We start from the raw sequence: 23,840 nt of genomic DNA on the forward strand, positions 1-23,840 counted from the left end.
TAAAAATGGCATATAATCATGGCTATTATTCCTAATAGGAAAAACAGCATGAATAATATAGAGAAGCTCGCACGCATTGATCTCAATCTATTGGTGTGCCTAAAAGTTCTTAGTGAAGAACTCAGTGTCACCCGAACGGCTCAGCGACTCTGTTTAAGTCAATCTGCAGTAAGTAAATCACTCGCGAAGCTGCGCGAACAATTTTCTGACCCTTTATTCATCCGTAGTTCTCATGGATTAAGAGCCACCCCAAAACTGTTATTTCTCAAACCTAAACTCGATATCTTGGTTAATCAGTTAGCGCTTATTATTCAGCCTGAACAGTTTTCTCCTCAATCAAGCGAATACCGCTTTCATATCGCTGCCGTAGAAAGTGTCTATCCATTAATTTTACCGCATTTTTTACCCGCAATTTTTAGCCAAGGCCCCAATCTTAGTATCAGTACCCACGCTTGGAATGAACACACCTTCAAAAAAATACAGTTGGGCGAAATCGACTTAGGGATCACCGGAAAAGATATTGATATCCATGATGCCAAACTGACCATGCAGCCGCCAAGCGATATTTGTGATCAAGAGGTTTATCGTGACACACAAATGTGTGTGGTACGGAAAAATCATCCGGTACTTTGCCACGAATGGAACTTAGAGAACTACCTCGCATTACGCCATGTTCAAGTTCGATGTGATGGTAACGATCGCTGGTTATTAGATTATCGGTTAGCCGATTTAGGTCATGAACGCGATATCGCCATTACAGTACCAGATTTTAATAGTGCAGCCAGCCTTTGTACTTACACTGATTTTGTCTTTACTGCGCCAAGCCACTTTACTCATTTAGTCGCTCACCAAATGGAATTAGTGGTGTTGCCACTACCACTGCAATTTCCACCAATGGCCTACACACTCTTTTGGCATCGAGACCGAGAAAATGATCCCGCCTTGACTTGGCTACGGCAGATCATTCAGCGTAAAACACTGCATTTACGTTGATTTAAACACCGATCCTAATCTAATAAGGAAAACAGCCATTATCTATTATTGCGCAGAAAGTTAACAACCAGCAGCACCTATCCCCAAACAACTTAGCGTTGCAGGTAAGCGGCAAGTGAGTGACAAATTTATCTAGAACAAATTTAAACAGCTGTAAACTAGTCTTTTATGAGGGCCACCGATGCCTCTCATAATCCCCATGAGCATCGACAGGCTATGTGATTGGGGTGAACGAACGTTGGTCACCCCCTGCAGCTTGAAGTAGAAAGGATATAAAAAGGCGGATATTTGCACGCCTCAAGGAAAAGGAGTAGCTTATAAAACAGCAACAAAGGACCGTTTACAAGGAAACCTCCATGTCACACCCCTATACACAACGCATGGCCAAGCTTCGTGATTGGTTAACTCAACACCATTTAGATGCCCTTATCGTCCCCCATGAGGATGAATACTTAGGTGAATATATTCCAGCGCATAATGAACGATTACAATGGCTAACTGGTTTTACAGGCTCTGCCGGTGCCGCTGTCGTGACAGCCGAACAAGCCGCTGTCTTTGTTGATGGACGCTATACCGTTCAAGTCACTAAACAGGTATCCAGTGAGTTATTTAGTTATCAACACCTCATTGAAGATCCTTATTTACACTGGTTACTCAATCACCTTCCTGCTGGTAGTAAAGTTGGCTATGACCCACGTATGCACCGAGCAAGTTGGCTGCAAGCTGCACAGCGAACCTTAGCCGGTCAATTACAACTGGTGGCACTGAGCGACAATCCAATAGACCAATTATGGCAAGATCGTCCAACTCCGGTTGTTTCCGAGATGCGTCTGATGAGTGACGACTATGTTGGCGTCAACAGCCAAACCAAACGGCAAGTCATTAGTAGTATTTTGCGCGATAAAAAGGCCAACTGTGCCATCCTCACTGAACTTGATTCCATCTGCTGGTTACTCAATATCCGTGGGCTCGATGTCGCACGCCTGCCCGTGCTGCTTTCACATGCCATCATTTATGATGATGCTCGTGTCGATTTCTTCTTAGAGAGCGATCGAATTGTCGATGGGTTTGCTGAGCACGTTGGCCGCGGTGTCCACGTTTATCCGCCCGATCAACTTCAAGCTAAATTAGAAGCATTGGCAGGACAGCGAGTGATGATCGATCCTAGCACCAGTAATGCTTGGTTTACGCTTGTGCTGCAAAATACCGGCGCGGAATTGATTAACGAAGCGGATCCGTGCTTATTAAGTAAAGCAGCCAAAAACACTACAGAAATAGCTGGTATGAAAGCATGTCATATTCGAGATGGTGTGGCGATGGCGAAATTTCTTTGTTGGTTAGACAACCAAGTCTCGGCCAAAAAATTTCATAACGAAGCACAGCTAGCAGAGAAATTACATGCGTTTCGAGCAGAAGACCCCACTCTAGTGGATCTCAGTTTTGACACTATCTCAGCGGCGGGTAGCAACGCTGCTATGTGCCACTACAACCATCAAAATCAACCCAAGCCCGGGCAGCTCAATGATAATAGCTTATACCTGGTTGATTCTGGCGGTCAGTATTTAGATGGCACCACGGATATCACTCGTACGATCGCCATCGGTGAACCGAGCGAAGAGATGAAGCGCCAATTTACTTTAGTCCTTAAAGGACACATCGCTTTAGCTCGTGCTCGTTTTCCGAAAGGCACTTGTGGTCACCAACTGGATGCGCTGGCTCGTCAATATTTATGGTCTGAAGGATACGATTACGATCATGGTACTGGGCACGGTGTCGGTCATTTTCTCAGTGTTCATGAAGGCCCGCAGCGGATCAGTAAAGTGTATAACCCTATTGCCCTGCGTCCTGGTATGGTGCTCTCCAATGAGCCGGGATATTATCGCGCAGAACAATTTGGCATTCGGATTGAAAACCTTGAATTGGTGGTGGAAGTAACAACGCAAGGTGATCAACCTATGCTTGGGTTTGAATCTCTCACTCGCTGCCCAATTGATACCCGAGCGATTGATGTCAATCGCTTAACTAAACCTGAACTTGCTTGGTTAAATCAGTATCACCAACAAGTTTGGCAAGAGGTTGCTCCGCTAGTTACCGGAGAAGTGAAAGCATGGTTGGAAAAAGCGACACAACCCATTTCACATCACTAGTTTTAAAATCAGCCAACGAGTCACCGAGCGATAATCTGCAATGGAATGACTCGAAGTGAAACCGATATAAATAAAAACCGATATAAATAAAAATAGAGGTCGACGCCATTGCCTGTCGTCCCCTCTATTTTTTTCTCACATTTATCTATTATCTATTATCTACTATCTACCGTATCTCTCGTCGATAACGTTTTACTCTCTGTGACGGAATGACTCTACGACGATGAAGATGAAATAGGCGATGAAGAAATAGATATAAATGATGCAGAGCCGTTTGTTTCACGTGAAACACCGGAATAGACCTCATGCCAATCATGCCACACCGCGGCTAATCCATTCGCTTTAATTGCTGATTCAACTTCGATAGCACTACGTTCATCACTGATCGCAAATTGTTCTAACTCAACCTTAGGGTCAGCATACCCTCCGGGCTGAGTTTTTGATGCCGCCGACATACTGGTAATACCCAATAATGCCGCATGATCACGAAACTTAGCCGATTCACGAGTGGAAAGAGAGAGTTCCACTTGCGGACTGAATAAGCGGAAAGCACAAATTAATTGGATTAACTGCTTATCGGACATAATCGATTTAGGCTGCAAACCTCCCGTACAGGGGCGTAAGCGAGGGAATGAAATCGAATAACGACTTTTCCAGTAAGTTTTCTCCAAGTAGTCGAGATGGGCCGCGACATAAAACGCATCGGTTCGCCAATCTTCTAACCCGATCAAGGCCCCTAAGCCAATTTTATCCATCCCCGCCTTGGCCAGTCGATCTGGCGTGGTTAAGCGAAACTCAAAGTCCATCTTCTTGCCACGCAAATGGTGCTCAGCGTAAGTCGAAGGATGATAGGTTTCTTGATACACCATGACCGCATCTAAACCGAGTGTTTTAAGTTCAGCATAGTCTTGCTGCTCTAACGGCTGCACTTCCATGGTCAAATAATGAAAATGAGGCTTGATGATCGGAAGCATTTGCCGGAAATAGTGCATGCCAACTTTGGTTTCATGCTCCCCCGTGACCAATAAAACACTATCAAACCGCATCGCCTTAATCGCTGCTATCTCTTGTGTTACTTCTTGTTTGTTTAACGTTTTACGTTTAATGCGATTTTCCATTGAAAATCCACAATAGGTACACGCGTTAGAACACAAATTCGAGAGATAAAGCGGCACATACAACGACATGGTATGACCAAAACGCTGACGTGTAGCCGCGTAAGAAAGTTGCGCCATCAGCTCTAGATAAGGCTCTGCCGCAGGAGAAATTAATGCCTGAAAATCGGCTAAGTTTCTGACCGATTTTGACAGTGCACGTTCAACATCTACACGGGTTTTACTCTGCACAGAGAGCTTGATGTCATCCCAATCCAGTTGGTTAAATTGTTCAATAAAGCTCATCATTCTTCATCCAAAAAAGCGGTGAATGGACTGGAAGCCACAGCCTGTAACTTTTGCCCAGCTACCCCAGCTTGATAGGCTAACCGCCCAGTCTCAACCGCTTGCTTAAACGCTTTTGCCATCAAGACGGGATTTGCCGCAGTAGCAATGGCCGTATTGACCAACACCGCATTTGCGCCCATTTCCATCGCTAATAGCGCATCCGAAGGCGCACCAATACCGGCATCAATAATGACCGGCACTTGCGCCTGCTCGATAATGATTTCCAAAAAGCGTTTGCTGATTAACCCTTGGTTACTGCCAATGGGAGCAGCAAGCGGCATTACCGCAGCGCACCCCACGTCTTCTAACCGTTTACAGAGCACGGGGTCAGCATGACAATACGGCAGCACAGTAAACCCCTGCTTAACCAGTTGCTCTGCTGCTTGCAGTGTTTCGATAGGATCAGGCATCAGATATTTAGCATCGGGATGAATTTCTAATTTCACCCAGTTGGTTTCCAAAGCTTCACGAGCCAGTTGCGCGGCATAAATCGCCTCGCGTGCAGTTTTTGCTCCTGAAGTATTGGGCAATAAATTGACCCCCGCCTGAATCAGCGGTGCAAGAATGTCATCTTCACGGCTTTTTAAATCAACCCTTTTTAATGCCATCGTCACCAGTTGTGATCCACTCGCTTGGATCGCTTGAGCCATAACATGGCTATTTGCAAACTTACCCGTACCAGTCAGTAAGCGAGATTGAAAGGTTTTTCCTGCGATGCTCAACATGTTTAGCCTCCTGCGATGGCTTGAAAAAGAGAGATTTGGTCGCCGTCATTCAAATAGGTTTTTGCCCACAACCCTTTAGGAATAATGTTGTCATTAATGGCAAAAACACAGCCTAAGGTGGGAAGTTGCAACTCCTGTTGTATTTGCTGCAACGTTCGCCCTTGAGCTACCTGCTGTGGCTGCTGGTTAATGGTAATCACCACCGTCATAAGTCCTCCTTTTGCTGAACCTGAGCGGATGCTCGATGATTTAGGGGTGTTGAACAAATGGAACAATCGGGGTCAGGCGTGAGCTGCCACTGCTGCCAACTCAAATACCGGCCATCAAACTGGTGGAACCGAGAAAAAGGGACGTTATCCATCTTCATTAACGTCTGTAATGCCAATAACGCTTGTAAGCTACCTATGGTTCCCACCACAGGCCCCATCACTCCGCTATCAGAACAGCGCTGACTCTTTTGCTGCTTTTGTGGAGCAAAACAGGCATAACAGCCTGAATTTGGCTGAGTAAAATCAAAGCCAATGAGCTGCCCTTGCCAACCAATGGCTGAGCCTGAAATCAGTGGGACACCTTGCTCATAGCACACCTGGTTGATACTATGACGAGTCAAAAAATTATCACTGCAATCCAACACCACATCGGCCAATGCCACCTCTAAGGTTAATAATGATCGATCCATCCGCCGATTCACTGGGCGAATTTTGCATTCAGGGTTTAATTGTGCCAAAGACTCTGCCAGTGCTGAGACTTTCGCCATTCCAATCTGCGGCGTTCTAAAACCGATTTGCCGAGCCAGATTTGACTCTTCAACAAGATCATCATCCGCCAGAACTAATTTACCCACACCCGCAGCAGCCAAATACAGTGCCGCGGCATTTCCTAATCCACCACACCCAATCAGTAATACGCTGCGGTTAAGCAAATATGTTTGTCCTTGCTCACCCACTTCGTTTAAGCAAATTTGTCGCTGGTAACGTAAAAATTGTTTATCCGATAACATCAGTGACCTCCGATGGATGACTCACTGATCCAAGCGTCAAATTTAAGTTTTGGGAGAAACTCGCTTGTAACTGTTGAACCGCTAACTGGGGATCTTCGGCTTGAGTCACCGCACGCACCACAGCGATACTGGTAACACCACAATTCACAACGGACTGGATATTACTCAAATCAATTCCCCCAATCGCAACACTTGGCATGCCTTGATCTTCCCCATTGGGCATGTCCCCATAAGGCAGGGTGTTGAGTAACTGTTGATACAAAGCCAAGCGAACTAAGCCTTGTGGTTTAGAAGGCATTTGTTTCGTGGTGGTGGGAAAGATATGCCCAAGGGCAATATAGCTGGGCTGAAACTGCTGAGCATAAAGCAATTCAAAGTAGCCATGGCTGGATAGCCCTAAGCGAATATTAGCCTTGGCAAGCGCTTGAATATCGGCCGTTTGTAAATCCTCTTGCCCAAGATGGACGCCAAATGCGCCATGTTTTATCGCCAATTGCCAATAGTCATTAATAAACACTTGCGCCTGATACTGCCGCCCTAATGCAATGGCTTGGATGATTTGCGGTTCTAAGTCCAGTGGCTGCGGATGCTTAATTCTCAACTGAACGGTTTTAACCCCAAGTTGCAGCAACCGATTAACCCAACCAACATCATCCACCACAGGGTATAGCCCTAAGCTCTCCTTCTGTAATGGTGGAAATGCGAGTGTTCGAAAGGCGTTGGCAGAAAATAAATAAGGAACCGGAAAATCTTGATACTCGGTCGGCCATGTTTCACGTGAAACCTTTAATGCAGCTCGCGCAAGTGTCAAAGCATCATGCAGAGGGAAATCCAAACTCAATGCCGCCATTAGCCAAGCAAAGTGTCGCCATGCTTGTGGCGGCTCCAAAACCGAAACAGAGGTGAGCCGATAGTGAACCCCTTGCTGTTGCCAAAAATCGGCGACTTGGCCTTGAATATGCCCACCAATAATAATGCTATTCTCGTCCACCTCTAGATTTGAAGTGGATGAAAAATAACGTATCACACGCTCATTCGTACCTTGGGGTTGATCAATATGAGCAAAGAGATCGCAAGAGAAAGAGGAAGTGGTATCAGTAACAAGCTGCAACGATGGCGTTGAGCTTACACCCAGCACCACTGATTCAATCGCAAATCCTTGTTGCTGAGCAAGCCGTAAAACTTGCTGCACCTCTCCCGTCAGCGCAATACAATGTGAGGGGATCAGTAACTTCACAAGCTTACTCCTCTGTACTGATAGCAGGATGGTATAACTCCGATCCAGCCGCACGAAATTCCTGTGATTTCTGCGCCATGCCTTGTAATGGATCATCCAGCAGGGTGACGGAAATGGCTTGATCCGCTGCAACCTGCTGCGGATGATTGGCGTATTCCCGTACCTCTTGAGAGATTTTCATTGAACAGAACTTAGGGCCACACATGGAACAAAAGTGAGCCACTTTGCCCGATTCTTGCGGTAAGGTTTCATCATGGAAGGCTTTGGCTGTCACTGGGTCTAGTGATAAGTTAAACTGATCTTGCCAACGGAACTCAAAGCGAGCTTTCGATAACGCATTATCACGGAGCTGCGCACCGGGATGACCTTTCGCTAAATCAGCGGCATGGGCGGCAAGTTTGTAGGTAATTAAACCGGTTTTAACATCTTCTTTATTGGGTAAGCCTAAGTGTTCTTTTGGAGTAACATAACAGAGCATGGCACACCCAAACCAACCGATCAGCGCCGCCCCAATACCAGAAGTAATGTGGTCATAGCCCGGTGCAATATCGGTGGTTAAAGGACCAAGGGTATAAAATGGCGCTTGATGGCAATGCGCTAGCTGCTCATCCATATTGGCCTTAATCATATGCATTGGCACATGTCCCGGCCCTTCGATCATCACCTGAACATCATATTCCCAAGCAATTTTTGTCAGTTCACCCAAGGTATGTAACTCGGCAAATTGTGCTTCATCATTGGCATCAGCAATTGAGCCGGGACGCAGGCCATCTCCTAGCGATAACGCGACATCGTATTGCGCACAGATTTCACAGATTTCTCGAAAATGGGTATAGAGGAAGTTTTCTTGATGGTGTGCCAAGCACCATTTAGCGATGATAGAACCACCACGAGAAACAATTCCCGTTACCCGTTTGGCGGTCATGGGAACATAGCGTAATAACACCCCAGCATGAATGGTAAAGTAATCGACCCCTTGCTCGGCTTGCTCAAGCAAGGTATCGCGCATCACTTGCCACGTCAGATTTTCTGCCACCCCATTGACTTTTTCTAAGGCTTGATACATAGGCACCGTCCCAATTGGAACGGGACTATTACGTAAAATCCACTCCCGAGTTTCATGAATATTTCGTCCAGTGGAAAGATCCATCACCGTATCGCCTCCCCAGCGAGTCGACCACACCAGCTTTTCTACCTCTTCTTCAATCGAAGAACTAACGGAAGAGTTCCCAATGTTGGCATTCACTTTCACCAAAAAATTGCGCCCAATAATCATCGGCTCCGATTCAGGATGGTTAATATTACATGGCATGATGGCTCGACCATCTGCCACTTCCTGACGAACAAACTCAGGGGTTATCTCTTTGGGTAAATAGGCACCAAAGTTTTGTCCAGAATGCTGACGATTCAATTGCTCATCCTGATAGTGACGACGCCCCATATTCTCACGTAAAGCGACAAACTCCATCTCTGGCGTAATGATTCCTTGCCGCGCATAGTGAAGCTGAGTCACTCGTTGCCCTGTTTTCGCACGGCGAATTTTGGGTAAATTCCCATAACGCAGTTCATCAAGGGTTTCATCGGCTAAACGTTCACGAGCAAAGTGTGAACTCATTTCAGGCAAGATTTCCGTATCTTGCCGTTCTTCAATCCAAGCTTCGCGCAGTTTTGGTAAACCTTTTTGTAAATCAATTAAATAATCGGGATCGGTATACAAACCAGAAGTATCATAGACAGGAATCGGGGCATTGCTGGAAAAAATCGGCGCTTGTTTTGTGCCACCAATCAAGCTATCGGCCAGTGAAATCTCACGCATGGGAACACGAATATCCTGCCGAGAACCGGTGACATACACTTTTTTCGAATTGGGATACGGTTGTACCGAGAGGGTTTCAATAAACTGTTTAGCTTCCAGTCTCGCTTGTTTACGAATCGACATAGCATTTTCCTTGGTTAACAATTAGGGATAAATGCTTGGCGGAAAGATGCGACAAGAGGGGATGACAAATAGGAGATGGATGAATAGAAGGATAGATAGACATCCAGATTGTCTTCTCTTGTTCCCTTCGCAGGTTCTAGCCTGATCAGGTTCAACGGATCCCGAATTAACGGTCTCAGCCTTATGGCACTCCGACAAGTTGTGCCATTATAGAGAAGAGCGAAACGTTAACCAAGAGAAAAAGGATAATTTTTAATCAGCTACGGAGTAACCAATGATAGCCACACCAAGCAGCAGAAATGCTTAACATGACATTGAGTAACACATTAAACCCCATTTTAAAGAAGGCACCTTGTTGCATCATCAATACGTTATCCATCGAAAAAGTCGAAAATGTTGTTAATGCACCGAGAAAACCCAAACCGATGATTTGTCGCCAAGGGTAAGGAGCAAGCCACTCATTCTCAATCGCAGCGATCAGTAACCCCATAATTAAAGATCCCACCACATTCACTGTCAATGTTCCGTAAGGAAAGGATCGTCCGAATAAGGTCACACACCATTCAGATACCACATAACGAGAACAGGCACCGATTGCTCCCCCGATTGCGATCAACCCTAAAATAGATAACTGTCCCATGAGCCCTCCTATAATGTTTTACCCATTGTACCGCTTTACCACTTCGGAAAAGAAGCACGTTATCGGTAAAGTTAGCTTTTCCTTTATCGGGATTTAGGTAGAAGATGATGAACGTTTTAAAAAGTTACCGGAGTCACTTCTAATAACAAAATATACAAATAAGCTCATATTTCTTCTATGAGCAGTTTTTCAACAAAAATGTATCCCCTTCGTACTCTTGCTATTTTTGTGAACACGATTACTTTTTGTAGTAATAATAATCCCTCACTAGGTGGTCAACCGCTCGGATTGTATAGGGGGAGTTTTGCTATAAAGAGGCTATTTCATTCGGGGGAAAGGACACTATGAAAAAAACCATACTTGCATTATCCATCGGGATAATAAGCGCCTGCAGTCAACTACCTGAAGAGGCACTGCTACTAACCATTAATAACCAACAAACAGTTTTCAAAGCGAACTCAGAGGGGTTATTGATTGCTGAACAGAAGATAGAGAAAGGAAGCTATACGCTTTCGATTTCAAATGCTGCTCAAAGCTGTGGAGCCCATTTTGCGCTAAGTGACGAGGAACGGATTAAATTTAATCAACCATTGAAAGTAGATAACTGTGCACAAGAGTCGGCTATTCCGATGCGAATTTTTAAAGCCAACACTTATCAATTTGAGTTGAATCCTAAAACTGATCAACTGACGGTTAAAATCAAGCCACAAACCAGTGCAACATCCAACTTTATGTCAACCTGCCCAGTGGCAAGTGACACGCCAAAAACGATCAATGTGAGTCAAACTTTCGCCAATGGTAGCTTAGTGCGAGATGCACTTACTGGGCAAACCACCACCGTCACAGATGGCCATATCACGCTGCAACCAGGTAAAGACAGCCAAGGCCTATTATTACTTGAAGAGGTAGAAGCCACTCCATCAACCGCTTTTAGTTGGGATAATGCGATTGTCTACTTTGTCATGACAGACCGTTTTTATAACGGCAATCCAGAAAATGACCACAGCTATGGGCGTAGTAAAGATAATCAGCAAGAGATAGCGACCTTCCACGGCGGTGATTTAGCCGGTTTAACACAGAAACTCGATTATATTGAATCACTCGGTGTTAACGCGATTTGGATTACTTCACCATTAGAGCAGATCCACGGTTGGGTTGGTGGTGGTGATAAAGGGGACTTTAAACATTACGGTTATCACGGTTATTACCATCAAGACTGGACCAAGCTTGATGCGAACATGGGAACAAAAGAAGAACTACGCACCTTTATTGATACTGCGCACCAAAAAGGCATCCGCGTCATTTGGGATGTAGTGATGAATCATACCGGCTATGCCACACTCGCGGACATGCAAGAATTTGGATTTGGTAAACTCTATCTCGATGATCAAGAAGCAAAGCAAACCTTGGGTGAAAAATGGACCGATTGGCAGCCTAAATCTGGGCAAAGCTGGCACAGTTTTAATGACTACATCAACTACCGAGATAGCCAAGCTTGGGAAAAATGGTGGGGCAAAGATTGGATTCGTACCGATATCGGCAACTATGATACGCCTGGGTATAACGATATCACCATGTCATTAAACTACCTGCCCGATCTCAAAACCGAATCAACCCACAAAACAGGGCTACCCAACTTTTTCCATAATAAAGACACTGGTGCACAAGATGAATTAAAGACGCCTCGTGAACATTTAATCACATGGCTCTCTGATTGGGTCAGAGAATATGGTATTGATGGCTTTAGAGTCGACACCGCAAAACACGTGGAAATGGAAGCCTGGGATCAGCTCAAAACAAGTGCGAGTCAAGCGTTGGCTGAATGGAAACAGAACCATCCTGATAAAGCCTTAGATGACCTCCCTTTTTGGATGACCGGAGAAGTATGGGCTCATGGGGTCGTAAAAACGCCTTACTTTGATAATGGTTTCGACTCCATCATTAATTTTGAATTCCAATCTGATGTCGCACCGAAAGCCCTCAAATGCTTTGCTCACCTTGAGCGAGACTATAAACGCTATGCAGAGAGTATCAACCAGGATCCTGAATTCAACGTACTGAGCTACCTCTCTTCTCATGATACCGCGCTATTCTGGGCCTCTCGTAGCCGCAGTATTGACGATCAAAAACGAGCTGCCAACGCATTAATGCTCGCCCCAGGAGCCGTACAAATCTATTACGGTGATGAAATTGCTCGTGATTTTGGGCCAACAGGCTCTGATTCTCATCAAGGTACTCGCTCTGATATGCCTTGGGCGGCCATAAAAGGAGAACGCCAAACCCTACTTAATCATTGGCAAAAATTGGGCGAATTTCGCCAACGCCACCCAGCCGTTGCCCAAGGTAAACATATTACTCACCAACAGGAAGGATATTATGCCTTTGAACGTCGATACCAAGATGACAAAGTTTTGATTGTGTATACGGGTGAATAACTTCGTTGCATCGTAACAACCGTAAGGGAAGCCAAATGCTTCCCTTTTTTTATTTACAACGCATGCATCCACCCTGTTTTTATTCCCGTTTTATCCATTCCTTGCATTTCACTCTTTGCCTTATTCTTACATTGCGGTATGGTCAATATCATCCATTCACGTAGCAATGCGCGTCAATGATAGAAAAATAATCATAAGCAATCACAATCAGGTATCACAGCACATGGAATTCTCTCAATTTGGTGAAAAGTTTAATCAATACTCAGGCATTACCCAATTAATGGATGATTTAAATGATGGTCTACGCACTCCCGGAGCCATCATGCTCGGCGGCGGTAACCCAGCTGCGATTCCAGCCATGCTTGATTATTTTCATCAAACCAGTGCCACCATGCTAACCAATGGGGAATTGCTCGCCGCTCTAACCAATTACGATGGCCCTCAAGGAAAAGATAAATTTATCCGAGCACTAGCAAAACTATTCAAAGAAACCTACGGATGGGCAATTAGTGAAAAAAACATCAGCCTGACTAACGGCAGCCAAAGTGGTTTTTTCTATCTTTTTAACTTATTTGCTGGCCAACAACCGGATGGTACCCATAAGAAAATTCTGCTCCCACTGGCTCCCGAATACATCGGTTATGGCGATGCGGGAATCGATGAAGACATTTTTATCTCTTATCAGCCAGAAATAAAAATATTGTCAGAGGGTATGTTCAAATACCATATCGATTTTTCACAGCTCAAAGTCGATGATTCGATTGCAGCAATCTGCGCCTCTCGCCCAACCAACCCCACCGGAAATGTCCTGACCGATGATGAAATTCGTCAATTGGATCAACTGGCACAAGAAAATGGAATTCCACTGATCATTGATAATGCTTATGGCCTCCCCTTCCCCAACATCATCTTTACCGATGTTGAACCATTTTGGAATGAAAACACGATTTTATGCATGAGCTTATCGAAACTCGGCCTACCGGGCGTACGTTGTGGGATCATTATTGCCAGTGAAGCCATTACTCAAGCACTGACCAATATGAACGGTATTATTAGTTTAGCACCGGGAAGCCTTGGCCCAGCAATAGCACATCATATGATTGAACACGGGGATTTACTGCGTCTAAGCCGCGAGGTTATTAAGCCTTTCTACCAGCAAAAATCCCAAAGAGCAGTTGAACTGCTGCAGCAGGCTATTACCGACCCTCGTTTTCGTATTCATAAACCAGAAGGCGCTATCTTTTTGTGGTTATGGTTTGATCAACTACCGATTACCACAATGGAACTCTATCAACGCTTGAAAGCTCGTGGGGTATTGATTGTCCCGGGCGAATATTTCTTTATCGGTCAGCAACAAGAGTGGCAACATGCCCATCAATGCCTACGTATGAACTATGTACAAGAGGATCAAGCAATGCAAAAAGGGATTACGATCATCGCCGAAGAAATTGAGCGCGCTTATCAACATGGATAACATAAAAGAGCGCCTATCTGGCGCTCTTTTCATTCTTTATTGGCTAATGAAACCAATCACTTAATTATTTTCAATTAAGTTATTTCCGTTAATCGCAATTTTACGAGGCTGCATGGCTTGAGGAATTTCTCTTTCTAAGTCAACGTGCAACAAACCATTTTCTAATACCGCCCCGATCACTTTAACGTAATCCGCTAATTGGAATTTACGTTCAAAGTTACGCTCTGCAATACCTTGATAAATATAGTTTTTATTCTCTTCTTCAGCACGCTCACCACGGACAATTAAGGTATTTTCTTGCTGAGTAATGTCCAACTCTTGTTCAGCAAAACCAGCGACCGCCATGGTAATGCGATATTTATTCTCTTCTTGTTGCTCAATGTTATAAGGAGGGTATCCTCCTTGAGCATTTTTCGCAGTGCTCGCTTCCATCATATTCAATAAACGGTCAAAGCCAATCGCGTTACGGTATAAAGGAGTGAAGTCTACAGTTCTCATAATCCTATCCTCATTTAAGCAATAGTCTTAACAATATTTGTTAAGTGATGATACCTATTCCTATGAACTAAGCTCATCAAAGGGTTAATGGTTGAATGACAAACCTCTTAATTCTGAGCGAATGTCATTTTCATGCTGAGGCCCTAACGGCATCCTCTTCATTCACTGATATAAGGGCGAGCAAATTACTTTCAAGAGCAAACATAAAAAAATTTATTTAAATGAGGTTTCTTTCAACCTGACGGCTTTGCCAGCTTCGCTGGGCAAACAAAAAAGCCTAATCACACGATTAGGCTCAGGCACTCTATACTTAACAAATATTGGCTTATTTACGGCGTTTACGGGCTTTTTCTACTGTGTTATCCGCCATTTTCTCCTGCTTCAATTTACGCTTTTCCTTTAAGCTTAATTGCGGCTTTTTCATGTCTTTCTTACTCATGTAATGTTTCTCCTTATCTACTGACAAAGTAAACAGCCACACGTGAAATCGGCACGTGCTGACAGGTTCGATTTACGGGTCACTTGAGTGATAGTAAAACTTCGCCGTTGACCTAAAATGATCAACTCGAGTTTATCTTGTTCTACTCGGCCAAATAACGCCGAGCCTAAATAAGAATCTACTGCAATGTATCCCACTGAACGATCACAACGATGGTCCGGAACTAAAGTGACTTGAAAAGGGCGGCTGTTTTGCGAATCCACGAGATGAACTGTATCGCCCAAACCAACACGATGACAGCAAAAGGTATCATGGTACTTCGCTTGTCGCTCGAGTAATTGCAATAAAAGCATGGGGGACTGATAGGTAACGAACTCATTGGTTAGCCACCACATACGTAATCCATGAAGCCATGATTGATAAAGACGATAAAGCATAGTGATTCCTCTACTCCCACCCCAAAATTAAGGACTCATCGTGAGTATTTATCCGAGAGCACCATCACTCTCGGTTTAAACCAGGAAAGTAACCACCACCATCACCTCCAAAAAATGAACTCTTTTGACTATAGCGATTAAAAAAAAGAAAGCAAAAGGGAAGAACAAAAGGAAATGGCGTCTTTTAGGAATAAACATCAGTTAATCGCAAGATCTCACACAATATTAGCCAGTTAAGCCAATATTGTAGATAAACCAGATAAAAATCTTTATTTTCATGTTGGCGTAATAAAAATAATGGCAATGTTGTTATCTCATCGCCATCTTTATAACACCTTAGCAGATGTATAACGCTTCAGCATTGGCTTGCTTCACCTTGTTGACCGTTTCTTGAACCGCCAAACACTGTTCCGCACTGCTGTTACCCGCATGGCCAAAAAAGATGTGTGACTGGATAGTAAGGATACCTTGCACCGTTTCAGACCCTTTTTTATGTTAATCAAGCATTCAAATGTCGTACTCTTCGTTCGAATGAGTCTCGGTGTTAGTTTTTAGTACCATTTTCTTAATTTCCATTTTGTCGTTATTGAGTGCAATCTCAAGAGTATCTCCAGCCTTTATTCCAAGCACACTCAAAATAGCGTTTGGAATGACGACCACGGTATCCTCACCGATCTTAACTGGTTGGCTAATCATCTTTCATCCTCCAATATCGAAAATAGATTTCCTCGTTATGGCTATAAATAAAAAATTATTATCGAGATGAAATAAAAGAGCTTTCCATACTAAGAAAACGGAAAGCTCTATTGAAAAACTTAGTTTATTAACGGTTCATGCTTAGAAGCAATCAAACCGTAAGCACTCCATCCGAGGAAGGTGACGATCGACCCCCACATCATCGCTTCGTAGCCAGAACCATAAAGCGCATAGAAGCTGTATAGAGAACCAATCAAAGCAATAACATTGGTTATTTTCATCTCACGAGTAGGCACTTTTGCCACTTGCTGCATAATGAAAATAGCGCCCATACATAAAATGTAAGGAATCACATTGGTGACCACAGCCAAATTCACAAGAGCTTCAAACTGCTCGTTCAACGTTGGTGAAATGGTCATTAAAGATAGCGCCGATTGAATCACGGTAATCGTGATCATACCTTTAATGGGCGTACCACGTTTATCTATATCGGAGAATAACTTAGGGAAAAAACCTGCATCAGAAGATGATTTAAACACTGACGCAATAGTGAATTGCCAACCTAATAGAGAACCCGCACAAGCCAGCACCGCCATACCAGCAACCGCTTTACCAGCTGTCGAGCCAAGCATCACAGACCACACTGTTGAAAATGGTGCTGTCGACGCCGCTAATTCGGCATTTCCGACGATACCTGAACAGATATTGGTTGATATTATATAAACCACGGCAGCAATCAGTGTCCCGCCAAGCACAGCGATAGGGACATTCTTCTCTGGATTTTCTACCGCTTCTGAGTTAGCACATGCTGACTCAAGGCCAAGAAATGCCCACAGTGTCATCGCGATGGAAGCACTTACCGCTTCACCAAATGGAAGGCTGTGTGGATTCCAAGCTTCGATGTACATGGTTGGATTAAACCAGAACCACCCAACAATACCCAGTGAACACACCGGTAGGATAACGCCCCATACCGTAAATGAACCAATTTGACCGGTGATTTTTGCACCGCCGAAGTTAGCGAGCGTACAAATCCAAAGAATCGCAATGGTATACAGGCAAGTTTCAACTGGCGATAAGGTAACGTCAAAGAATGCAGAGCCATAACCGACACAGGTAATCGCGATCGCAATATTAGCAATAAGAAGCGATAAACCGTAAGTCCAGCCAGCCATAAAGGCTCCAGACTTACCAAACGCATAAGAGGCATAGCCGTTCATACCACCGTCACGTTTACTAAAACGGCCACATTTTGCAAAAACATAAGCTAAAGCTAAAGAACCAGCAGCGGTAATCAGCCAAGACAATATAGAAATGGTGCCTACTTGTGCCAGTTTACTTGGTAACATAATGATACCGGAACCGGCCATATTGATGAATGTCAGAATAGTAAGCTGTATCACTGACATTTTTTTAATTTCAGTACTCATAAAGCATTTTCCATGAATAAGTGGTTCGTACCAATGCCAAAGCAAGGTACGAACGAATGGATCAATCTATTAGGACATAACAATGTGCGGTAGTACGACCGTTGACATCTTCAAGATATACGCCTTGAATTTCAGGAGCGAAGCCAGGAAAACGATTAATACCTTCCTCTAGAGATAGGAAGTAATCCACCACATTTTGGGTCCAGATCTCACCCGTGATCACACAGATAATACCTGGAGGATAAGGAAGGGCACCTTCTGCAGCCACACGACCCACCGCTTCTTTAAGAGGCAAGTAATCACATTCTCCACGGAAATATTTACGTGTTGCGACATCGGGTTTATGGACCATTTTGGGGAGGTATTCGCTGCGGAACATCGATTTTTGCAACTGTTTCACATTCAGCTCTTTATACATGTCATGCATTTCCTGACACAGCTGACGAATCGTATAGCCTCGGTAACGATCTTTATTCGCTTCATAAACACGTGGGAGCACGATACTGAGAGGCACATCATCTCGAATGAATTTTTCAAAACGATTAATCTGAGCAACAAGATGACGGATCTTACCCATATCTTCTGCTGGAGTTAGTAAGAATAAGATCGAATTCAGATCACACTTCTCTGGGATAATGCCATTTTCACGTAAGAAATTAGCCAACAGCGTTGCAGGGATACCAAAGTCTGCATAACTGCCATCTTCTGCAATACCCGCAGTCGTTAATAGCAATTTACATGGATCAACAAAGTATTGGTCTTTACCGTAACCTTCAAATTTATGCCAACTTGCATTGGGTTCAAACATGAAGAATTTCTTGTTTGTGGCAATTTCCTGAGTATCGTAACTCCCCCAAGGTTGGCCATCGATTTCATTTGGAATGAAAGGACGAATAAGCTCACAACTATTTAGAATTTCTTTGCGCGCTTCGATGCCGATCTTCACTGCATCATGCCATAGGCGGAGACCCGCTTCACCATCATGAATTTTTGCGTTGACATCAAGCGCAGAGAACAACGCATAAAATGGAGAAGTCGATGCATGCATCATAAACGCATTATTGAAACGTTTGTGATTACAGTAACGAGCTTGCCCTTTAATATGGCTGTCTTTTTTATGAATTTGCGAAGTTTGAGAAAAACCTGCTTGTTGTTTGTGAACAGATTGAGTCACAATCACACCAGCATCTTCTGGTTTTAGATCCAAGAGTAACGGTGAACAATCTTTCATCATTGGAATAAACTGCTCATACCCAACCCATGCGGAATCAAACAATATATAATCACAAAGGTGGCCGATCTTATCCATCACATAGCGAGCGTTATAGATCGTACCATCATAGGTGCCAAGTTGAATAATAGCTAAACGGAATGGACGTTCATCACGAGCACGTTCAGGAGAGACTTTTGCAATCTGTGCCCGAATATATTCTTCATCAAAACAGTGTTCATCCATGCCGCCGATGAATCCCCACGGATTACGCGCCGTTTCCAAATAAATCGGCATTCCACCAGCTTGAATTAAAGCACCATGGTGGTTTGATTTATGATTATTGCGATCAAATAAAACCAAATCACCTTCGGTAACGAGCGCATTACATACAACCTTATTTGATGCAGAAGTACCGTTAAGTACAAAATAAGTTTTATCCGCATTAAATACTTTTGCTGCATGAGCCTGAGCCTGATGAGCAGAACCTTCATGGATAAGTAAATCACCTAAATCGACATCCGCGTTACACAAATCACTACGGAATAGATTTTCACCAAAGAAATCATAAAATTGCTTGCCTGCCGGATGTTTTTTAAAGAACTGACCACCTTGGTGTCCCGGACAATCAAATGCAGAGTTTCCCATTTCAACATATTGAGTTAATTGCTTGAAAAAAGGAGGGAGTAAACGACATTCATATTTAGCTACTGCTTCGTTGATTTGACGGCAATAATAATCAATAGACTGCCCTTCTAAATCAATAACACCAGTTAACCAAACATAATCTTCTGCAGAAACTGGAGTATCGTCTGTAACAAGGAACACAGGAATGCCATAACCTGTCTCTGAAATCATTTTATGTAGGCCAGCTTTAATATCTGTAGATGTGATAATAGCGGCACCAACATCGGTTAACTCAACTTGATCTAAAGGTTGTAGATGGCGATTGAAATTCTCATCTAAAGATTCAGCCAATAAGCTAAAATCTTCTGGCATATAATTACTAACACCAATAATTAAGCGCTTCATTTATAATATCTCTTTTCTTGTTATTAAAAATCACAAGCGCAGATATTACAAATTAGATTAATATTTAAAATTCAAAAAACAAATTTTGTGATTAAACATTCATATTAAAAAACCTTATTTTTAAAAATTAAAATTTAGCGATTTCAATCACATTACACGTGAGATTTCAATGATAATAGAGACAAAACCACAATAAACATTGATGAAATTTCGTGACAAGATCTAACATTATTAAAAATAAAATATAGAAAAAATAAGATTTTGTGATTTTCATCACCGTATCGAATAACAAAAAAACCAGAAGAACAAAAATCAATTCCAATCTAAAATTTAACACAAAAAAAAGACCACCAACACAAATGCTGATGATCTTTTACTTTTGTGTATACCCAAATAACTTGGTGTTGCAGGTAGGCGGCTACGTTCTTTCACCCCTGCAGCTTCCAGTAGGAAGGGTATAAATCAAATTTAATTAAATAAATGACTATCTAACTTCACACCGTTATTAGACCACTGTTTGTAACGCTTGACGGCCATTCCTGAAGAATACATGGTATGTTTACAGTCCATACATTCAACAAAGTAGAGTCCATTCATACCTGCCATTACGTGTAACCTTCGGCCATCACAACGCTTACAAGATAAGCGTTTAACTTTTGAATTAACATCAATACGCCTAGCAAAATCAAGAGTTATATGTGAGCACAGAGCTTCGATTGCACTTTCTTTAAACGGATGTTCACTAAGCAAGTAATTAATTGCGTAATTATACACAGGTGGAATGGCAGATTTACCATTTTCTATATTGCTTATTTTGGCCACGGAAACTCCCAATAAAGAAGCAAATTCAACTTTACTGTATTCCAATATAAACCTTGAAGAGATAAATTTATCTGAACTGGTAATTCTCAACATACACAAATCTCTAACGGACATAAAAAGCAACATGTTGCCAATTTATGTAAAAAAGGATAATAACAGGTTAATTACAACTATATTTATACGCTGAGTATGCGCCTGTTTTTTTATACTGCAATTTGATAATCTAAAGGTCAATAAATAATATATAAAACAAATAACAAAATTGACTATCATCATTTATTTTATCAAAACAAGGTAATTAATTAGATTTCATCCGTTAAAAATTAATACTATCAATACCAAAACCAGTAAAAGCATTGTTTTGGTCAATATCTCAGCCTGTAGTTAATACAAAATTTCAAAAAATTAGATTCCATTAAATTAGCAGTGATTAAATTAGAATTTATCAACATATCCCATATCGCTCACGGATTATTTTCTTCAACCGACTTTATTTTTTAAATAAATAAAGTTGGTTATATTTTAACTATACCTAAACAACTTAGAGTTGCAGATGCGACAAGTAAATTTATCTGGAACAAATTTAAACAGCCGTAGGCTGGCCTTTGGTAAGAGCTACGGATGGTTCTCATAATCCGCATGAGTATAGACAGGCGATGTGATTAGAGTGAAAGAACCTAGCCAACAACACCTTTCCATTGCTCTGCCGACATAACCGTAAATTCGCTCTATTCCTCGCTCGGGCTTTCTCTATCCAATAAAAAAGCAGCGCCAAAGCGCTGCTTAACAGATCATTTAAGAATAAAAACTAAATATCGAGGTTTGCGACTCGAAGTGCATTACTCTCAATGAAAGCGCGACGAGGTTCAACTTGATCGCCCATCAAGGTGGTAAACAGTTCATCAGCTCCGACCGCATCATCAATCGTCACTTGCATCATACGACGAGAGTCTGGATCCATGGTGGTTTCCCACAGTTGATCTGGGTTCATTTCACCCAACCCTTTATAACGCTGTACGGCAAGACCACGACGAGATTCTTTAATCAACCATTCTAGAGCGGCAGAGAAGCTCGATACTAGTTGAGTCCGCTCACCTCGTTGAATATAAGCCCCTTCTTCTAATAGGCCATCTAAGGCTTCAAAGAGATCAGCAAGACGGCTATATTCTTTCGAATTCAGTAGATCGATGCTAATCAAGTAATCATACGTCACACCATGAGTCCGAACGATCACTTTTGGTGAATAAACACCAAGCTCAGGGTGATGCTCAATTTCAAATTGATATTGGCTTGCACCGACTTCTTTGGCATTGAGCTGATTCACTAAACGCTCGGTCCAAAGCTCAACAACCGCTTTATCTTGGCACATTTGTTCAGTTAAGCGAGGCATATAGGTGAACTCATTGATCATGGCATGAGGATAACGGCGGCTCATACGCTCAACAAGTTTAGTTACAGCATTGTATTGCTGAACCAGTTTTTCTAATGGCTCACCCGCCAAGGCTGGAGCGTGATCATTAACATGCAGCGAAGCATTATCTAACGCCAATGCAATTTGATATTGGGTCATCGCTTCTTCATCTTTAATATACTGCTCTTGTTTGCCTTTTTTCACTTTATATAGAGGTGGCTGAGCAATATAGATATAACCCCGTTCAATCAACTCTGGCATTTGACGATAGAAGAAGGTTAGCAGCAAGGTACGGATGTGAGAACCATCGACATCCGCATCGGTCATGATGATGATATTGTGGTAACGCAGTTTGTCTGGATTATATTCATCACGGCCAATCCCACAGCCCAACGCGGTAATTAGGGTAGCAACCTCTTGAGAAGAGAGCATTTTATCGAAACGAGCTTTCTCAACGTTCAGAATTTTACCTTTCAGCGGTAGAATCGCCTGATTCTTACGGTTACGGCCTTGTTTAGCTGAACCGCCCGCAGAGTCCCCTTCCACAATATACAGTTCAGAGAGCGCAGGGTCTTTTTCTTGGCAATCCGCCAGCTTACCCGGTAAACCAGCCAGATCTAACGCCCCTTTACGGCGAGTCATTTCACGCGCTTTACGCGCAGCTTCGCGAGCGCGAGCGGCATCAATAATTTTACTGCACACCATTTTCGCTTCAGAGGGATGCTCGGCTAAAAACTCATTGAGCTTTTCACCCATCGCCGATTCTACAGCGGCTTTCACTTCAGAAGAGACCAATTTATCTTTGGTTTGGCTAGAGAATTTAGGGTCAGGCACTTTGACTGAGACAACCGCCGTTAATCCCTCACGAGCATCATCGCCAGACGTCGCGGTTTTGGCTTTTTTGCTATACCCTTCTTTTTCCATATAGCTATTGAGGGTACGAGTTAACGCAGCACGGAAACCCGCTAAATGGGTTCCGCCATCACGCTGAGGAATGTTGTTGGTGAAGCAATAAATATTTTCTTGGAAACCATCGTTCCACTGCATGGCCACTTCAACACTAATGCCATCATCACGCTCATGATTAAAGTGGAATACTTTGTCATGAATCGGAGTTTTATTACGGTTAAGGTGAGTCACAAACGCTTGGATACCACCTTCATACATGAAGTGATCTTGTTTGTCCGCTTCCCGCTCATCTTGCAGACGAATTGAAACTCCTGAGTTTAAGAAAGAAAGCTCACGTAAGCGTTTAGCTAAAATATCATAATGAAATTCAATATTAGTGAAGGTTTCCGCACTCGGCCAAAAACGTAAGGTTGTTCCGGTACGCTCGGTCTCTCCAACCACTGCCAACGGTGCTTGTGGTACGCCGTGACGATAAGTCTGAGTATGCGTTTTGCCGCCACGATGAATGGTTAAAAGCACTTTTTCAGAAAGGGCGTTAACGACTGAAACCCCCACTCCGTGTAGGCCACCAGAGACTTTATAAGAGTTGTCATCAAATTTACCGCCAGCATGCAGAACCGTCATAATAACTTCTGCGGCCGAAACATTTTCTTCGGTATGAATTTCGGTAGGAATACCGCGACCATCATCACTAACCGATACTGAGTTATCTTCATGTATGGTAACGACGATATCTTTACAGTAACCCGCTAACGCTTCATCTATTGAGTTATCTACCACCTCAAAAACCATGTGATGCAGACCGGTGCCATCATCTGTGTCGCCGATGTACATACCTGGACGCTTACGCACGGCGTCTAGACCCTTCAGTACTTTAATACTCGATGAATCGTAATTATTCGACATGAGTTACTCTCTCAGTAA

Annotated in this window: 18 protein-coding genes, 1 pseudogene and 1 riboswitch; of the genes and pseudogenes, 4 read left to right on the forward strand and 15 right to left on the reverse strand. The window is 43.1% G+C overall.

Features of this window, described 5'->3' with window-relative positions:
* The first annotated feature begins 48 nt into the window (after positions 1-48).
* Together FKN05_RS15325 and FKN05_RS15330 are read left to right on the forward strand one after the other, a co-directional pair.
* Positions 49-993, forward strand: coding sequence for a LysR family transcriptional regulator (locus FKN05_RS15325; protein ID WP_245868453.1), 945 nt, complete (start codon positions 49-51; stop codon positions 991-993).
* Between the two features lie 356 nt (positions 994-1,349).
* Entirely contained in the window at positions 1,350-3,140 is a 1,791-nt protein-coding gene (locus FKN05_RS15330) for an aminopeptidase P family protein (RefSeq protein ID WP_170887889.1), read from the forward strand.
* Positions 3,141-3,355: 215 nt separating this feature from the next.
* On the opposite strand, the gene thiH is transcribed toward FKN05_RS15330, so the two are convergent.
* The 7 genes from thiH to crcB all read right to left on the reverse strand — a co-directional run bounded on the left by thiH (position 3,356) and on the right by crcB (position 10,123).
* Positions 3,356-4,540, reverse strand: a complete 1,185-nt coding sequence (gene thiH / locus FKN05_RS15335; protein WP_170887914.1) for a 2-iminoacetate synthase ThiH — start codon at positions 4,538-4,540, stop codon at positions 3,356-3,358.
* Positions 4,540-5,307, reverse strand: coding sequence for a thiazole synthase (locus tag FKN05_RS15340; RefSeq protein ID WP_170887890.1), 768 nt, complete (start codon positions 5,305-5,307; stop codon positions 4,540-4,542). Before FKN05_RS15340 ends, thiH begins: the two co-directional genes overlap by 1 nt.
* Positions 5,308-5,309: 2 nt before the next feature.
* Positions 5,310-5,516: a sulfur carrier protein ThiS gene (gene thiS / locus FKN05_RS15345; protein WP_099610322.1), complete on the reverse strand. Its 207-nt coding sequence runs from the start codon at positions 5,514-5,516 to the stop codon at positions 5,310-5,312.
* Positions 5,513-6,307: a HesA/MoeB/ThiF family protein gene (locus tag FKN05_RS15350; protein WP_170887892.1), complete on the reverse strand. Its 795-nt coding sequence runs from the start codon at positions 6,305-6,307 to the stop codon at positions 5,513-5,515. The genes thiS and FKN05_RS15350 overlap by 4 nt, the downstream gene beginning before the upstream one ends.
* Entirely contained in the window at positions 6,294-7,544 is a 1,251-nt protein-coding gene (locus FKN05_RS15355; RefSeq protein WP_170887894.1) for a thiamine phosphate synthase, read from the reverse strand. Before FKN05_RS15355 ends, FKN05_RS15350 begins: the two co-directional genes overlap by 14 nt.
* A gap of 4 nt (positions 7,545-7,548) precedes the next feature.
* The gene (gene thiC / locus FKN05_RS15360) at positions 7,549-9,483 is read right to left on the reverse strand and encodes a phosphomethylpyrimidine synthase ThiC (RefSeq protein WP_170887895.1); all 1,935 of its coding nucleotides are present in this window, start codon (positions 9,481-9,483) and stop codon (positions 7,549-7,551) included.
* Positions 9,484-9,588: 105 nt separating this feature from the next.
* Positions 9,589-9,687, reverse strand: a riboswitch (TPP riboswitch).
* Positions 9,688-9,739: 52 nt separating this feature from the next.
* A complete protein-coding gene (gene crcB / locus FKN05_RS15365) occupies positions 9,740-10,123 on the reverse strand; it encodes a fluoride efflux transporter CrcB (RefSeq protein ID WP_099610319.1) in 384 nt (127 codons plus the stop codon).
* Positions 10,124-10,467: 344 nt separating this feature from the next.
* Between crcB and FKN05_RS15370 the strand changes: the two genes are divergently transcribed.
* Both FKN05_RS15370 and FKN05_RS15375 read left to right on the forward strand, forming a co-directional pair.
* Entirely contained in the window at positions 10,468-12,558 is a 2,091-nt protein-coding gene (locus FKN05_RS15370) for an alpha-amylase (RefSeq protein ID WP_170887897.1), read from the forward strand.
* 223 nt (positions 12,559-12,781) lie between these two features.
* Positions 12,782-14,032, forward strand: coding sequence for a valine--pyruvate transaminase (locus FKN05_RS15375; protein WP_099610317.1), 1,251 nt, complete (start codon positions 12,782-12,784; stop codon positions 14,030-14,032).
* Positions 14,033-14,092: 60 nt separating this feature from the next.
* Here the strand turns inward: FKN05_RS15375 and FKN05_RS15380 are convergent, their stop codons facing one another.
* From FKN05_RS15380 to gyrB, 8 genes and pseudogenes are all read right to left on the reverse strand, one after another.
* Positions 14,093-14,530, reverse strand: coding sequence for an Hsp20 family protein (locus tag FKN05_RS15380; protein ID WP_099610316.1), 438 nt, complete (start codon positions 14,528-14,530; stop codon positions 14,093-14,095).
* A gap of 456 nt (positions 14,531-14,986) precedes the next feature.
* On the reverse strand, positions 14,987-15,406 hold the full coding sequence (locus tag FKN05_RS15385) for a GreA/GreB family elongation factor (RefSeq protein ID WP_099610314.1): 420 nt from the start codon (positions 15,404-15,406) through the stop codon (positions 14,987-14,989).
* 339 nt (positions 15,407-15,745) lie between these two features.
* A pseudogene (locus tag FKN05_RS15390) lies at positions 15,746-15,880 on the reverse strand (pyridoxal kinase); the annotation flags it as partial.
* 33 nt (positions 15,881-15,913) lie between these two features.
* A complete protein-coding gene (locus FKN05_RS15395; protein WP_099610313.1) occupies positions 15,914-16,102 on the reverse strand; it encodes an AbrB/MazE/SpoVT family DNA-binding domain-containing protein in 189 nt (62 codons plus the stop codon).
* Between the two features lie 119 nt (positions 16,103-16,221).
* Entirely contained in the window at positions 16,222-17,532 is a 1,311-nt protein-coding gene (gene potE, locus FKN05_RS15400) for a putrescine-ornithine antiporter (RefSeq protein ID WP_099610312.1), read from the reverse strand.
* A 61-nt stretch (positions 17,533-17,593) separates the two neighbouring features.
* Entirely contained in the window at positions 17,594-19,774 is a 2,181-nt protein-coding gene (gene speF, locus FKN05_RS15405) for an ornithine decarboxylase SpeF (protein ID WP_099610311.1), read from the reverse strand.
* 468 nt (positions 19,775-20,242) lie between these two features.
* A complete protein-coding gene (locus FKN05_RS15410) occupies positions 20,243-20,689 on the reverse strand; it encodes a helix-turn-helix domain-containing protein (RefSeq protein WP_170887899.1) in 447 nt (148 codons plus the stop codon).
* A 715-nt stretch (positions 20,690-21,404) separates the two neighbouring features.
* Positions 21,405-23,822 (reverse strand): DNA topoisomerase (ATP-hydrolyzing) subunit B, encoded by a 2,418-nt coding sequence (gyrB, locus tag FKN05_RS15415; RefSeq protein WP_099610310.1) that lies wholly within the window; start codon positions 23,820-23,822, stop codon positions 21,405-21,407.
* Between the last annotated feature and the right edge of the window lie 18 nt (positions 23,823-23,840).

It is taken from the genome of Vibrio sp. 1-1(7), assembly GCF_013048485.1.
GTDB lineage: Bacteria > Pseudomonadota > Gammaproteobacteria > Enterobacterales > Vibrionaceae > Vibrio > Vibrio fujianensis.